This is a genomic window from Corynebacterium sp. S7, assembly GCF_054401105.1.
On sequence record NZ_CM136760.1, the window covers coordinates 1,865,162 to 1,879,585 of the forward strand.

Here is a 14,424-nt window from a genome sequence, read left to right on the forward strand (position 1 = left end):
TCGCCAAGTTAGTCCCTATCTAGGCGCTACTTGGGAGTACCATCACATCGTGCAACAAAGCTGGAAGATTTTTACGCGGGACCTGTCACGGTTGTGGAAGGTCCCCAAGATCTGGATCATCGTCATCGGTGTGCTGATAGTCCCCGCGATGTATGCGTGGATCAACATCGGTGCATTTTGGAATCCCTACGGCAATACACAAAACATCAAGGTTGCAGTGGTCAACGAAGACCAGGGTGCCAACAATAGGCTGACCGGCCCGATCAATATCGGCGACCAAGTGGTCAACACCCTTGCAAGCAATGATCAGCTTGGGTGGCAGTTCATGGATAAGGCCGAAGCTGACTATTCGCTTCGCCGTGGCGATGTCTACGCAACCATTGAGATCCCTAGTAATTTCAGCGGGAATTTGGTCAGCATGTTCGAGGGCACTTACACCCAACCGACATTGATCTATCACCCGAACGAGAAGCTCAGCGCGATCGCCCCGGTCATCACCGATAACGGTGCCAACGCCATCGATACTCAGATCACCTCGGTGTTTAAAGAGCAGGTCGCCCAGGCCGCAACGACAGCGTTGCGCGATGCGGGAGTTGGGCTTGAAGGGCGTATCGACGACGCCGAGAACCGCGCCGGTGCCACCTTAGGAAACACCGCCGATTCCCTCGCCTCTGCCCAAGAGGAAGTCACGCGGATCCAGGACTCTCTCGAGGGCGCCCGGCCAGTACTTTCTGCCACCGAGGAGACGTTAGGTTCTGTCAACACAACTCTCGACGATGTCCGGACAGCCTTGTCCGAAGTGCAAACAATTATGGGTGAGGTCCAGGGCCTCGTCGTTAATTTCTCTGATGCAACCACCTCCGCTTTCGTTGATGGCACCTCGGCCCTAGCTTCAGGAACGGCCTCGGCGAACGCCTCGGTGAGTACGGTGGTCGGCGAGCTGGATCGAGCGGGTGCCCAGATCGATACCGCCACGCGCGACACCCAGGCAGTGCTTTCTCAGGGTGACGCTGCCATCGCGCAATTACAAGGTGTGCTGGCCACGGCGAACCTTTCGCCAGAGCTGACCCAATCGCTCAACGATGCCATCTCGGGAATTGAGCAGCGCAATGCCACCAACCAACAGCTGCTCGCGGACTTGAACGGACTCAACGGCAGCGTGGGTGACATGGTTGATTCCGTCCAGGCTTCAGGTGACGCCCTGCAGCAAGCAACCCAGGCGACAAATGGGACGGCGCAGACTTTGCGGGGAACGGTCTCTGATTCGATTCCGGCGTTAAATAGTTCTATTGCCCAACTTTCGTCAACCGCGGCGGGCTTTTCGTCGTCGATAAGCAATCAGCAAACCTTGCTGGGTGAAACCTCCCAGCTCCTGCGCGACATCGACGGCCAGCTTGTCGCCACCGGTGACGCGCTCAACGGCTTTAAAACTGACCTGGCAAACATGGAAGATGGCGCGCGGACTGCGCAGACCGACGTGCTGGCGCTCAACGCGGCGGCGGGTTCGGACTTGCTGCAAAAGGTCACGGGTCTGGATTCGGTGGGGATTTCGCAATACATGGCTACGCCCGTCAAGGTCACAAACGAGACTGTGTTTCCGGTGAAGAATTATGGTTCGGGCATGGCTGGTTTGTTCACCAACCTCTCGCTGTGGATCGGTGCGTTCATGCTGATGGTGATCTACCGCGTGGAGGTGGACACCACGGGGTTGAGCCGTCGGGTGTCGGTGGCGCAGGCCTACCTCGGGCGCTTTTTGTTGCTGGCGCTGATGGTGATTTGTCAGGCGTTGGTGGTTTCGGTGGGCGATCTGATTATTGGGGTGCAAACCGTGAATCCGCTGGCTTTCGTCCTTACCTCGGTGTTTATTGCGCTGACGTATTTGAGCATTATTTATGCGCTGGTGGCCGCGTTTGGGCACGTGGGGCGCGGGCTTGCGGTGCTGCTTGTAATTGTGCAGATTCCGGGGGCGTCGGGACTGTACCCGATCGAGCTAATGCCGGACTTCTTCAAGGCGATTTACCCGTGGCTGCCGTTTTCCTATGGCATTGATGCTTTGCGCGAAACCATTGGCGGGTTCTACGGCAATCACTATTGGCGCTACATGGGTGTTTTGGCTGTGATGTTTGCTCTTTCCTTCGGATTGGGCATTCTTCTGAGGCGTAATCTGTCCTATTTCAATTTGCTGTTTAATCAGCAAATCGCCTCGACAAAATTGATGTCCAGCGAGAAACCACAGGTCGTGGGCAGCGGATACCGCCTGGCGGATGTGATTCACGCGCTGCAAAACCGTGAAGAATACAAAGAGGATATTGAGCAGCGCTGGAAGCCCATCCGGGAAAACTACTCCACGCTGTTAAAGATTGCCGTGATTGTCGGTCTGCTCGGCGCGCTGGTTCTGGGCGCCGTTGCTTGGTTCTTCCCAGCCGAAAAGGCCATGATGCTGGGTATTTCTGTTCTGTGGGGGCTTTTGGTGTTGGGATTCATTGGCGCGCTCGAATACATCAAGCAAAGCTTCGCGCACGCCGAGGAGTTGGTGCATCTCAATTCCACCGACCTTCGCAACGCGGCTGCACCTGAGAATCAACGGTTGCACACCGTTGACGTGGACGCTGAATCTGATAAGGGTCCTGATAAGGGTTCTGATAAGGGGGCCACTCGCTCATGAAAAACATTCTGACCATTGTCCGCAGCGATGTCCGCCGGATCTCGCACAATGTTTCGGCCTCCATCGTGGTGTTCGGCCTGATCGTGATTCCGTTGCTATTTACCTGGTTCAACGTCCTGGCTTCGTGGGACCCATTTGGAAACACCAGCAACCTAAAAATCGCTGTGGCCAGCCAGGACGAGGGGCATGTCACCGACCTCGCGCCGGTTCGGCTAAACCTAGGCGAACAGGTCCTTGCCCAGCTCAGCCTCAACAATGACCTGGATTGGATCATCACCGACGTTGATCAAGCCATCGACGGCACCGAATCCGGCGAATACTACGCAGCCATCGTGCTTCCGCCGACTTTTAGCACCGACATGCTGACTTTCTATGTCGACGACACCCAACCTACCGAAGTCACTCTTTATACCAATCAGAAGAAAAACGCCCTGGCCAGCACGATTGTTGCCCAAGGTGCCACCGGTGTGACCTCGCAGATCAACACCACCTTCACCAAGATTGTCAGCGAGGTTGGCCTAGGCTTAGTCACCTCACTTAACGATTACCTGCAACAAGACCAAACGCAGCAGGCCTTGGGAAATATGGAAAACCGACTCGACGGCGTATCCACTCAGCTCCGCTCCAGCGCGGGGACTGTCTCGTCCCTCTCCGCGCTGGTGGACTCCAGCATCCCGCTGGTCAACAGTGCTGGGAGAATCGCGTCCGCAGCCGGTGCCCAACTAAATACCACTGGCACCGATACCGGGGCTGGCACGCAAACGACCGACGGGCTTGCCAACACCCTGCAGCGGTCCACCCAGTCCTTGAGCACTTCCTTAGATGCCACGAGCCAGAGTTTCGATCTCGTGGGGCAGCGTGTCGACGAGCTCTTTGCAAACGCGGATTCCACCAGTGTCTCTGCCTCGGAAACTTTTGATACCTTGACCCAGCGCGTCGGTGAGCAGGTCAGCCTGTACGAATCGGTGCGCGATCAGCTAAATACCACGGTGGCACCCAACCTGCCGGCGAGCGCGCGCCCTGGATACAACGACGTGATTTCCAGCTTGGACGATGCCATCGCACGCCAGCGCACGCTGCAAGAGCGTTTCGCGCAATCCGCCAGCGATATTTCAGCGGGAAATACCACCTCGCAGGGGAACCGGCAGGCCACCACGAACGCGCTCAACGAGGCAAAAGCAGCCATCGACAACGCGCGGTCAACCTACGACACGCAACTTCGCCCGCAACTAGATCAGCTGGGAGGCACCTTAGATACCATTCGCTCGGATCTCTCCACGGTCGGCGCTGACATTAATCAAGCCACCTCGGCACTATCCAGCTCGCCTGGCTCCGTCCAAGACACCTTGGACAATGCCAAGAATGTCACTGCTGGTCTTGCCGATACGCTCAACCGCACCGCCAATGATTTCGATCAAGCTCGTGATGCCATCCGCCGTGCCCGCGATACCGGTGACTTCTCCCAGCTCGCTGACTTGGTCGGTTCCAACCCAGAGCAATTAGCCTCGGCTTTGGCCACGCCGATTGAGGTCAAGCGCGAGCCCGTCTTCCCTGTTGCCAGCTTCGGTGTTGCAATGACCCCGCTGTATACCACTTTGGCATTGTGGGTGGGCGCGTTGCTTTCCGGTGTCGTTCTGCGTGCGAATGTGTCGCGCAAGGATATTGACGAGGCTACTTCCGCAGACTCTGCTGATTCAGCACCGCAAGAATTCACCCGCACCGAGCAATATTTCGGGCGCTTCGGCATCTTCGCGCTCATCGGCCTGGCACAAAGCACCTTGGTGGTGCTCGGTCTGATTATTTTCGTCCAGATCGAACCCGTCCACCCATTCCTGCTTTTCTTGATTGCATGGCTTGCATCCCTGGTGTTCATGCTGATCGTCTACACCCTGGTGCTCTCCTTCGGCAACGCAGGCAAGGCCGTCGCGGTGGTGCTTCTGGTATTGCAAATTTCGGCAGCCGGTGGCTCCTACCCCCTCGAGCTTCTGCCCAACTGGTTCCAAAACATCAGCCCGTGGCTGCCAGCAACCCACTCGATCAACGCGATGCGTTCGGCCATCGCAGGCACCTTTGAGGGTGATTTCTGGATCAGCTTCGGCTGGCTCGCGCTCTTTATTGTGCCCACGCTGCTGCTCGGCGTAGTTTTGCGCCCGCTGCTGGACGGCTACAACCGTTCCATGACCGAGGCAATGGAGAAAACGAAGCTGATGTAGTGGCCCCGCGGGTAATCGATATCGAAGTCCTGAAAGACTGACTCCCCGGGGTGCAAACCAGCAAAAAGCCCCTCGGCTGCGCAATGCAGCCAAGGGGCCAAGAGCCTGAAGAAACGCTAGAACTAGCGACGTTCCTTAATACGTGCAGCCTTACCACGCAGATCGCGCATGTAGTACAGCTTCGCACGACGAACGCGACCATGGCGCTCTACCTCGATGGAATCAATGTTTGGGGAGTGTACTGGGAAAGTACGCTCAACGCCGATGCCGAAGGAGATCTTACGCACGGTAAAGGTCTCGCGGATTCCGGAGCCCTGGCGACGGATAACAACACCCTTGAACAACTGGGTACGGGTGTTGGTGCCCTCGATAACCTTTACGTTAACGTTCAGGGTGTCGCCTGGGCGGAAATCTGGGATGTCGGAGCGCAGCTGTGCTGCGTCGATCTTGTCAATGATGCCGTTGCTCATGTTAGGCAATCCTTTTCAATTCTGGACAGAGGACCCTAGCGGCTTTTCCCTTATCAGGGCGCTCGGCTGGTTCGTGTCAGCTACAAGTACACGTGCTGCCACAAAATGACAGTCAACGCTCACATCTTGCCACACCGCTCCCCGATCCCCCAAATTTCCAACCGGGCAAACTCCCTGCAAGAAACGATTGCGAAGAAGTTTTGGCCTAGCTAACCTAAGAGTCTAAACCCACGGGTGCCCGAAGGATCGGGCTGAGATCGCGCTTTTGTCTCCTGCGCGGGACCGTTTGAACCTGTCTGGTTAGCACCAGCGAAGGAAGGAAAGGCTTCTTGGCACACGTGTCCTCACTAGATCTACGCTGCTACGTCATCACCGGCCGCGGCGACGCCGACCACATCGTCCGCGTCGCCTCCGAGGCTGCCCGCGGCGGCGCCGGAGTGATCCAGGTGCGCTCCAAACCCATCGATGCGGGCGACCTGTTCGCGCTGGCAGAGCGCGTCGCGCAGGCTGTTGCCCAGGTCAATACGAGCACAAAGATACTTATCGACGACCGCGTGGACGTCGCCCTGGCCCTAATCAATCGCGGTGTGCCTATCCACGGTGTGCACCTCGGGCAGTCTGACCTGCCGGTCCAGGCAGCACGCGAACTCCTTGGCCCCGAGGCCATTATTGGTCTGACCACAGGAACCGAAGAACTCGTCCGCTCGGCAAACGAGGTAGCCGAGTGCATCGATTACATCGGAGCTGGACCGTTTCGCCCCACACCGACCAAAGACTCGGGTCGCCCACCCATCGGGCTCGGTGGCTATCCCCGCCTCGTCGAGCTATCCGAGCTGCCCATCGTCGCTATCGGCGATGTCCAACCAGCGGACGTTGCAAACCTGGCAATGACGGGCGTGGCAGGCAGCGCCATGGTGCGTGCTTTCATGGATTCGCCAGACCCTTATTCCCTGGCTCAGCAGGTGGTTGCGCATGCCTAAGCACGTTTTTGTCATCGGTGGAGGAATCATCGGCCTGGCTACGTGCTTCGAATTCCAAGAGGCAGGTTTCAAGGTCACCCTCATTGATCCAGACCCGGCTTCCGGTGCCACCCACCACGCCGGCGGCATGCTGGCGCCCACAGCCGAAGTGCAATACCAGCAGCATTCTCTTGTCCCACTCATGCAAGCCTCGGCTGAGCTCTACCCCAGCCTCATCGAGCGCGTTGGCCAGCACACCGACCTGCCCACCGGCTATCGCACCGACGGCACCCTGCTGGTCGGAGCCGACCGCGCAGATGCCACCCATCTCACCGATCTCACCGGCTACCTGAAACACGAGGGAATTAAGGTAGCAACTCCGACAACACGTGAGGCGCGCAAGATGGAACCGGCGCTCTCTCCGCGCATCGCGAAGGTTCTTGGTATCGACGGGGATCACCAGGTCGCGCCGCGTCTGTTCGCGGAGGCGCTCTACGATGCCATCTCCCGCCGCGGGGCACACTTCATCCGGGAAGAGGTCACCTCGATTGAGGGCCACTCCCCCACTACGGCGATTCACCTAGGAAACGGGCAGGTGGACTCGTCGCAAAGCTTCGTTGTGCTCAGCCCTGGCCTCGGTGCTGCGACGATTGACGGTTGGTTTGAGGGTGATTCCACGCCGTTGCAACTGCGCCCCGTCTACGGCGACGTGCTGAATCTACGCGTGCCAGCAGAGATGTTCCCGCTGATCACTCGTGTGATTCGTGGGTTTGTTGAGGATCGTCCGGTGTACCTGATTCCGCGCGAGAATGGGCTGCTCACCATTGGTGCGACCAGTCGCGAGGATTCCCCGCAGCCGAGTGCCGGGGCGGTATACAACCTGCTGCGCGACGCGATTCGCATTGTGCCTGGCATCGAGGAATGTGAGTTTGTCGAGGCGACCTGCGGCGCGCGTCCCGGCACCCCCGATGATCTGCCCTACCTGGGCAAAGCTGGCACGAACCTGATCGTGTCCACCGGTTATTTCCGCCACGGGATTCTACTTGCTGCCCTCGGCGCAAAAAGTGCGCTCGCGCTCGCTACCGATAGCGAAGTGCCCGCCGATCTCACAGCGTGCGATCCGTTTCGCCACGCACTCGTACCTAATTCAGTCCCTAATTAATAGGAGCACCATGATTACCTACACAGTCAATGACAAATCCGTCAGCACGCAGGCCCTTTCGGTCGAGGACCTCGTGTTGCAGCAGGTCGGCACCGAAACAGGCGTGGCCGTGGCTATCGGCGGGGCCGTCGTGCCACGCTCGGGGTGGTCGCGCACCATTGCCGACGGCGACACTGTCGATATTCTCACCGCTGTGCAAGGAGGCTAATGATGCTCACGATTGCCGACAAAACCTTTGAGTCTCACTTGGTCATGGGCACCGGTGGCGCTAGCTCCCAGTCGCTGCTCGAGGAAGCACTTGTTGCCAGCGGAACTCAGCTGACCACGGTCGCCATGCGTCGTCACCAAGCAACGGCCGGTGGCGGAGAATCCGTCTTCGAGTTGCTCACCCGCCTGGGTATCGCGCTGCTTCCGAATACGGCAGGGTGTCGCACTGCCCGCGACGCCGTTTTGACCGCGCAGCTTGCGCGCGAGGCCCTGGGCACGAAGTGGGTCAAGGTAGAGGTCATCGCCGACGAGCACACACTTTTGCCCGATACGGCCGAGCTTATCGACGCCTGCGAGATCCTCGTCAGCGAAGGCTTCACGGTGTTGGCGTATACCTCGGATGACCCGATCGTAGCCACCCGCCTAGAAGATGTCGGCGTGGCTGCCGTGATGCCACTCGGCTCCCCGATTGGCACAGGTTTGGGCATTCTCAATCCGCACAATATTGAGCTGATTTGCACGCGGGCCTCAGTTCCCGTGCTCCTGGATGCCGGTGTGGGCACCGCCTCCGATGCGTCACTGGCCATGGAATTAGGTTGCGACGGCGTTCTTCTTGCCTCCGCGATCAATCGTTGCCAGGATCCAGTGGCCATGGCCCATGCAATGCGCCATGGCGTCGAGGCGGGGCGACTGGCCAGAGGTGCGGGGCGCATCCCCAAGCGCGAGCACGCGGTGGCCTCGTCTAGCTTCGACGGGCTGGCGTCTTGGTCAGATCAGGTGCTCTAACCATGACATTGCCCAAAGCCGAGCTTCACCGCACCGCCCGCCAGCTCGCACTGCCCGGCTATGGGCTGGAGCAGCAGACTCGCCTGCACAATTCCCACGTCCTCGTCATCGGTGCCGGTGGCCTCGGCTGCCCTGCCATGCAATCTTTGGCCTCGGCGGGTGTGGGCACCATTACGGTGATCGACGACGACACGGTCGACATTTCCAACATTCACCGCCAAATCCTCTTTGGTGCCTCTGACGTGGGCAAACCCAAGGTAGAGGTAGCCGCAACACGCCTTGCCGAGCTCCAACCAGGCATCAAGGTCAACGCCATCAACGACCGCTTGCGTTCCGACAACGCCTTGGCCATCGCCGACGGCGTCGACCTGATCCTCGACGGCTCGGACTCTTTTACCACGAAATACTTAGTCGCAGATACCGCCGAGATCACAGGCACGCCTCTTCTGTGGGGCACGGTTCTGCGCTTCCACGGCGATGTCGCACTATTCAATTCGGGGCCTCACACCCGAGGGATTGGCCTGCGCGACCTCTTCCCCGAGCAACCAGACGCCGATTCAGTGCCCGATTGCGCCACCGCGGGAGTCCTCGGCGCAACCACCGCTGTGGTGGGCAGCCTCATGGCCACGCAAGCCATCGCGTTTCTCGCGGGCCTGAACGGTGTCGAACCGGGCCTCATGCTCAGCTACGACGCACTCCCAGCCACCATGCGCAGCTTTAAAATCACAGCGGACCCGCACCGCGAGCTAGTCACGTCACTGCAATCAAATTACGGTGCGGCCTCCTGCACGATGACTGCAGCTACGCAGTCGCTTCTCGACGACGTGCGTGCAGGTCTCCTCACCGCTCTTGATATCCGCGAGCCCCACGAAGTTCTCCTGGCGGATCTGCCTCAGGATCTGCCGTCACTAAAGCTGCCGCTGAGTCAGATCCATTCGGAGCAGGTTGTCACCGATGCCCTCGCCGGGAGCGGGCGTGTGCTGGTCTATTGCGCCTCGGGTAAGCGAAGCGCCGACTTCGTCGAACGCTACCGGCACCTTGGTACCGAGCTAGTCAGTCTGCCCGGTGGGGTGGGCTCGCTGAATTAACCACCCAGCCCGGCGCGCTTGAGTGCCTCGGCCATGGATCCAACGGCCGGGGCCTGCGAGCGCTGGTTCTTCTTCCCGCCGCGGCCGGACTGTTTGCCTTGAGGCTTGCCCTTATTCTTTTTCGCTGCCTTATTGTCGGCGCCGGGCTCGTCGTCAAGCCGAAGCGACAGACCGATCCGCTGCCGCTCCACGTCGACCTCCAAGACCTTGACCTTGACTACCTCGCCGGAGCGCACCACGTCGTGGGGGTCTTGGACAAACGAATGGCTCATCGCGGAGACGTGGACGAGACCATCCTGGTGTACGCCGACATCGATGAAGGCGCCGAAGGCCGCGACGTTGGTGACGGTGCCCTCGAGAACCATGCCTGGGGTCAGGTCGGAGACCTTGTTCACGCCTTCTTGGAAGGTGGCTGTTTTGAATTCAGGGCGCGGGTCGCGGCCTGGTTTGTCCAGCTCAGCGATGATATCGGTGACCGTTGGCACGCCGAAGGTCTCACCCGCGAAGTCTTCGGGTTTAAGCTTTTCAAGCACGCGAGTGTTGCCAATGAGCTCTTGGACGCCGAGTCCGGTTTGTGAAGCAATTTTCTCCACAACCGGGTAGGCCTCGGGGTGGACGGCCGAGGCATCCAGCGGATTATCGCCAGTGGAGATCCGCAAGAAGCCGGCGCACTGCTCGAAGGCCTTGGGCCCGAGGCGAGGGACCTTGCCCAGCTGCTTGCGGTTGGCAAACGAACCGTTCTCGTCACGGTAGGCCACGATGTTCTTAGCCAGGGTATTCGAGATGCCCGCGACGCGCTCAAGCAGCGGAACGGAGGCCGTGTTCAGGTCAACGCCAACGGCGTTCACGGCGTCTTCCACCACGGCATCAAGGGTGTTGGCCAGCGCCGTTTGGTTCACGTCGTGCTGGTACTGGCCCACGCCAATCGACTTCGGATCGACCTTGACCAGCTCGGCCAGCGGGTCCTGGAGGCGGCGCGCGATGGAGACCGCGGAGCGCAGCGAGACGTCCATGTCCGGGAACTCCTTCGCGGCGATCTCCGAGGCGGAGTAGACGGAAGCACCAGACTCGGAGACAACGACCGGCGTAGGCTTCTTCCCACCGGCCTTGGCAATTAAGTCTGCGACCTCGCCGGCGAGCTTTTCAGATTCACGGCTAGCAGTACCGTTGCCGATGGCAATGAGTTCGACGCCATGGGTGGCCACGAGAGTGGAGAGCTCCTGAACCGCCTGTGACCACTGGTTTTGCGGCTGGTGCGGGTAGACGATTGTGGTGGCTAGGACCTTGCCGGTGCCATCAACCACAGCGCATTTCACGCCATTGCGGTAGCCCGGGTCGAGTGCGAGGGTGGAACGCTGACCTGCAGGGGCAGCGAGCAGGACGTCGCGCAGGTTGGTAGCGAAGACATCCAGTGCGCCTTCTTCTGCCTTTTCCTTCAGGCGCATGCGGGTATCCAGGCCTGAGGAAACAAGCAGCTTGGTGCGCCAGCCCCAGCGCACGGCTTGGGCTAGCCACGCGCTCGACTTGGTGTCCAGATCGAAGCGCTGGGCGATTTTGCCCTCATAGATGGCGTCGTCGCCTGGGTCGAGTTCGAGGGTGAGCACGCCCTCTTTCTCACCGCGCAAAAGTGCCAGGATGCGGTGGGATGGCAAGGTGGTGAAGTCCTCATTGAACTCGAAGTAGTCCTTGAACTTCGCGCCTTCTTGCTCTTTGCCTTCGACCACGGAGGCACGCATCGTGCCGGATTCATACATCTCTTCGCGAACCTCACCGACGAGGTCGGCATCGAGGGCGAAACGGTCGATCAAGATGGCGCGCGCACCTTCGAGAACAGCCTTGGTGTCGGCAAAGCCCTCGGCGATGTAATTTTCGGCGAGCTGCTCGGGTGTGGCAGCCGGATCGCTAATCAGCGCATCGGTGAGTGGTTCGATGCCTGCCTCGCGCGCGATGTCTGCCTTCGTCTTGCGACGCTTCTTGAACGGCAGGTAAAGATCCTCGAGGCGGGCTTTGGTGTCGGTGGCGTTGATCAGCGCGCGCAGCTCGTCGGTAAGTTTGCCCTGCTCATCGATGGCTTCGAGGATGGCCTCCTTACGCTCGGCGAGCTCGGTGAGGTAGGTATTGCGCTCGTCGATGTGGCGCAGCTGACCGTCGTCCAATCCGCCTGTTACTTCCTTGCGGTAGCGGGAGATGAATGGAACGGTGTTGCCCTCGGCGAGCAGCTTCAGCGCGGATTGGACCTGCGCTTCGGTGACGCCGAGTTCTTGTGCGATCGTACGAGCAATAGATATCATTCGTGCGATTCTAGCCCATCAACCAGACATGCTCGTTGAGCAAAAACGTGTCCTAAGCCGAGCCTCGTTGGATGATCGTCCCCGGCAGCACGACGTGGGTGGTCTCTGGGGTTTTGGTACTGTGCGAGTCCAAAATAATGCGGACTGCTTCGCGCGCCATCTCCTCGTGGGGTGGCACAAATGTGGTGATTCCCGGCCCTATAAAGGAGTACCATTCCGGGTCGTCGAAGCCCGCCACGGCAATCTCGCCTGGCACTGCTAGTTCCCTTTGTCGGATTACTTGGGCAACACCTGCCATGATGCGTGGCGAGCCAACGATGACTGAGCGAGGCGGGAGCTCGTCGTCAAGCAATTGTGCCATGATCTCGCGGCCGGACTCTGCCGTATATGTGCCGTAGCGCAGATCGACCTTGCACCCGGTGGCCTCGGCTGCCGCGCGGATCCCCTCGGCGCGCAGCTTCGTTGTGGACATGGACTCCTCGCCGAGAATCGCTGCGACGCGGCCGGGATTGCGCTTGATGACAAGTGAGGCGAGTTCGAAAAACCCGGCGCGATCATCGCAGGCAACTAGCGAGGCTGTATTTTCGTAGACAGAGCGCGTCAGCTGCACGACAGGGATATTCGTGACTGGTTTGGAACCAATATCCGGCACGACGATAATGCCCGCGACCTTATACGAAGCCATCATCTCGAAGGCTTGGTTTTGCGCTGTCGCGCCGCGTGCCGACGAGATGAGCATTTGGTAGCTGGCCTTGGCAAGCTCCTCGTGGATGACTTCAGTGGCGTTGTTATAAAACTCATTGCGCAGATCCGGCAGGATAACGCCGACCAAGGGGGACGAATTTTCGCGGAGGCTGCGGCCAAGTGCGCTGGGAACGTAGTTGAGTTTCGCTGCCGCATCCAGAACGCGCTGCTTGGTTTCAGGGGCTACGGAACCGCGACCGGATAAGGCGCGAGAGGCCGTGCCGAAGCCCACACCGGCGAGTTCTGCAACGGCTTTCAGGCTGGGTTGGTTACTCAATGGTAGCGGTCCTTACCAGAGGCCGATCAGGTTCATCCAAGCACCGCCGACGACGATCCAGATCGCAATGGAGACGCAGCCTGCAACAAAGGAGGTCCTCCACCACTCCCCGACTTGGATGTAGTTCATACCGAACAGGGTTGGGGCGGGGCCACCTGCGTATTGCGTTAGGCCACTGAATAGGTTGGAGGTGTAGGCCAGCGCGAGCGCTGCCAGCAGTGGCGGGGCACCCAGGGCGATGGCGGCGCCGAGGAAGGCGACGTACATCGCGGAGATGTGCGCGGTTGCCGAGGCGAAAAAGTAGTGGGCGAAGAAGTAGATCAAGATCAAGATGACCAGTGCGACACCCCAGCTGAAGCCGTCGAGACTGCTTGCAATGACCTCGGAGATCCAGCCGATGAAGCCGTAGGAGGTCAGGGCCGTTGCCATCATGTAGAGCACGGCGAACCACACCATTGTGTCCCATGCGGACTTCTCGGAGATGATGTCGTCCCAGGTCAGTACGCCTGTGATCATCAAGATGATCACGCCGATGAACGCAGTGGTTGTCGCCGAGACACCCAGTACCAAGTCGCCGACGGTCCACAGAAGCAGCAGGACGACGAAGGTGACAATCAAGACCTTCTCACCGTAGGTGATCCGGCCGAGCTGGCCGAGCTCACGCTTCGCCATCTCCTTAGCCTCTGGGGTTTCCTTCAGTTCAGGCGGGTAGATCTTGTACACAACCCACGGCACGACGATCAGGGCCACCAAGCCAGGAACGATCGCGCCGATAAACCAGTTGGTCCAGGTGATTTCCACGCCGAGCTGTGCAGCAAGCGAGGCAATCAGCGGGTTGCCGGCCATCGCGGTAAGGAACATGGCACAGGTAATCGCGTTGACCTGCACCACATTGAGTGCGAGGAATGCGCCGGCGCGGCGCCGGGTGGGGCCGGGTTCGGAATCATAGGTCAGCGCCACCGACTTCATAATCGGGGCCATAATGCCACCGCCACGAGCCGTTGCCGAAGGGATCGCCGGTGCCAGGACCAGGTCGGCTGCGGCTAGGCCGTAGGAGACGCCGAGCATTTTGCCGCCCAGCTTGGAGACGAAGTACAGCGCTATTCGACGACCCAACCCGGTCTTAATGAAACCGCGCGAAATGAGGAAGGCCATGACGATCAGCCAAATGGTCGAGTTTGCGAAGCCCATCAGCGCATAAGGTGCACCCGGATCTGACGAGGAGACAGCCAGCGGGATGAGCCCGGTGAGTACACCGATGATCATGCCAATGATGGTGACGGCACCCATCGGCATGGGTTTGAGAATGATCGCAACAATGGTGGAGACGAAAAGGCCAAACATTCGCCACGCCTGATCGCTCAGGGCTTCTGGGTGGGGCGAGAACCAGATCACTGCGAAGATGGCCAGGGGGATTCCGAAACCTATGAGAAGTTGCTTCCAATAGGATTTATGGGGAGCCGAGACACCTTTGCTAACGACGATGGCCTCGTTGGCAGGGGTGTCCGTGCTCTGAGAAGACTGTGTGTTCTGTGTGGACCTGGTGGACATGGCATTTCGCG

Annotated in this window: 11 protein-coding genes and 1 riboswitch; of the genes, 7 read left to right on the forward strand and 4 right to left on the reverse strand. The window is 59.5% G+C overall.

The features are described 5' to 3' along the window. The first annotated feature begins 49 nt into the window (after positions 1–49). Positions 50–2,665, forward strand: coding sequence for a YhgE/Pip domain-containing protein (locus tag ACXZ66_RS08950; protein WP_458748228.1), 2,616 nt, complete (start codon positions 50–52; stop codon positions 2,663–2,665). Continuing rightward, positions 2,662–4,878 carry a YhgE/Pip domain-containing protein gene (locus ACXZ66_RS08955; RefSeq protein WP_458748230.1) on the forward strand — a complete coding sequence of 739 codons (2,217 nt, stop codon included), beginning with the start codon at positions 2,662–2,664 and terminating at the stop codon, positions 4,876–4,878. Before ACXZ66_RS08950 ends, ACXZ66_RS08955 begins: the two co-directional genes overlap by 4 nt. A 122-nt stretch (positions 4,879–5,000) precedes the next feature. On the opposite strand, the gene rplS is transcribed toward ACXZ66_RS08955, so the two are convergent. Continuing rightward, positions 5,001–5,348: a 50S ribosomal protein L19 gene (rplS, locus tag ACXZ66_RS08960; RefSeq protein ID WP_458748232.1), complete on the reverse strand. Its 348-nt coding sequence runs from the start codon at positions 5,346–5,348 to the stop codon at positions 5,001–5,003. Positions 5,349–5,568: 220 nt separating this feature from the next. Continuing rightward, a riboswitch (TPP riboswitch) is annotated at positions 5,569–5,683 on the forward strand. Here rplS and ACXZ66_RS08965 point away from each other — a divergent pair. From ACXZ66_RS08965 to ACXZ66_RS08985, 5 genes are all read left to right on the forward strand, one after another. After that, complete coding sequence (locus ACXZ66_RS08965) at positions 5,678–6,328, forward strand: thiamine phosphate synthase (protein ID WP_458748234.1); 651 nt, start codon at positions 5,678–5,680, stop codon at positions 6,326–6,328. (Overlaps the previous riboswitch by 6 nt.) After that, positions 6,321–7,469: a glycine oxidase ThiO gene (gene thiO, locus ACXZ66_RS08970; protein WP_458748235.1), complete on the forward strand. Its 1,149-nt coding sequence runs from the start codon at positions 6,321–6,323 to the stop codon at positions 7,467–7,469. The genes ACXZ66_RS08965 and thiO overlap by 8 nt, the downstream gene beginning before the upstream one ends. Positions 7,470–7,479: 10 nt before the next feature. Next, on the forward strand, positions 7,480–7,677 hold the full coding sequence (thiS, locus tag ACXZ66_RS08975) for a sulfur carrier protein ThiS (RefSeq protein ID WP_458748236.1): 198 nt from the start codon (positions 7,480–7,482) through the stop codon (positions 7,675–7,677). A gap of 2 nt (positions 7,678–7,679) precedes the next feature. Then, complete coding sequence (locus ACXZ66_RS08980; RefSeq protein WP_458751345.1) at positions 7,680–8,462, forward strand: thiazole synthase; 783 nt, start codon at positions 7,680–7,682, stop codon at positions 8,460–8,462. Positions 8,463–8,464: 2 nt separating this feature from the next. Continuing rightward, positions 8,465–9,550, forward strand: coding sequence for a ThiF family adenylyltransferase (locus ACXZ66_RS08985; RefSeq protein WP_458748238.1), 1,086 nt, complete (start codon positions 8,465–8,467; stop codon positions 9,548–9,550). Here ACXZ66_RS08985 and ACXZ66_RS08990 read toward each other — a convergent pair. From ACXZ66_RS08990 to ACXZ66_RS09000, 3 genes are read right to left on the reverse strand one after another with little or no spacing between them, the layout of a single operon-like run. Beyond that, a complete protein-coding gene (locus ACXZ66_RS08990; RefSeq protein ID WP_458748239.1) occupies positions 9,547–11,841 on the reverse strand; it encodes a Tex family protein in 2,295 nt (764 codons plus the stop codon). The two genes, ACXZ66_RS08985 and ACXZ66_RS08990, sit on opposite strands and share 4 nt — an antisense overlap. 52 nt (positions 11,842–11,893) lie before the next feature. Then, on the reverse strand, positions 11,894–12,862 hold the full coding sequence (locus ACXZ66_RS08995; protein WP_458748241.1) for a LacI family DNA-binding transcriptional regulator: 969 nt from the start codon (positions 12,860–12,862) through the stop codon (positions 11,894–11,896). A gap of 12 nt (positions 12,863–12,874) precedes the next feature. Further along, on the reverse strand, positions 12,875–14,413 hold the full coding sequence (locus tag ACXZ66_RS09000) for an anion permease (protein ID WP_458748242.1): 1,539 nt from the start codon (positions 14,411–14,413) through the stop codon (positions 12,875–12,877). Positions 14,414–14,424 lie beyond the last annotated feature (11 nt).

Bases quoted from the DNA above. Each gene is read 5' to 3' on its own strand.
- ACXZ66_RS08955 (WP_458748230.1), top strand. From the start codon at position 2,662: ATGAAAAACATTCTGACCATTGTCCGCAGCGATGTCCGCCGGATCTCG.
- rplS (WP_458748232.1), bottom strand. From the start codon at position 5,348: ATGAGCAACGGCATCATTGACAAGATCGACGCAGCACAGCTGCGCTCC.
- thiO (WP_458748235.1), top strand. From the start codon at position 6,321: ATGCCTAAGCACGTTTTTGTCATCGGTGGAGGAATCATCGGCCTGGCT.
- thiS (WP_458748236.1), top strand. From the start codon at position 7,480: ATGATTACCTACACAGTCAATGACAAATCCGTCAGCACGCAGGCCCTT.
- ACXZ66_RS08980 (WP_458751345.1), top strand. From the start codon at position 7,680: ATGCTCACGATTGCCGACAAAACCTTTGAGTCTCACTTGGTCATGGGC.
- ACXZ66_RS08985 (WP_458748238.1), top strand. From the start codon at position 8,465: ATGACATTGCCCAAAGCCGAGCTTCACCGCACCGCCCGCCAGCTCGCA.
- ACXZ66_RS08990 (WP_458748239.1), bottom strand. From the start codon at position 11,841: ATGATATCTATTGCTCGTACGATCGCACAAGAACTCGGCGTCACCGAA.
- ACXZ66_RS09000 (WP_458748242.1), bottom strand. From the start codon at position 14,413: ATGTCCACCAGGTCCACACAGAACACACAGTCTTCTCAGAGCACGGAC.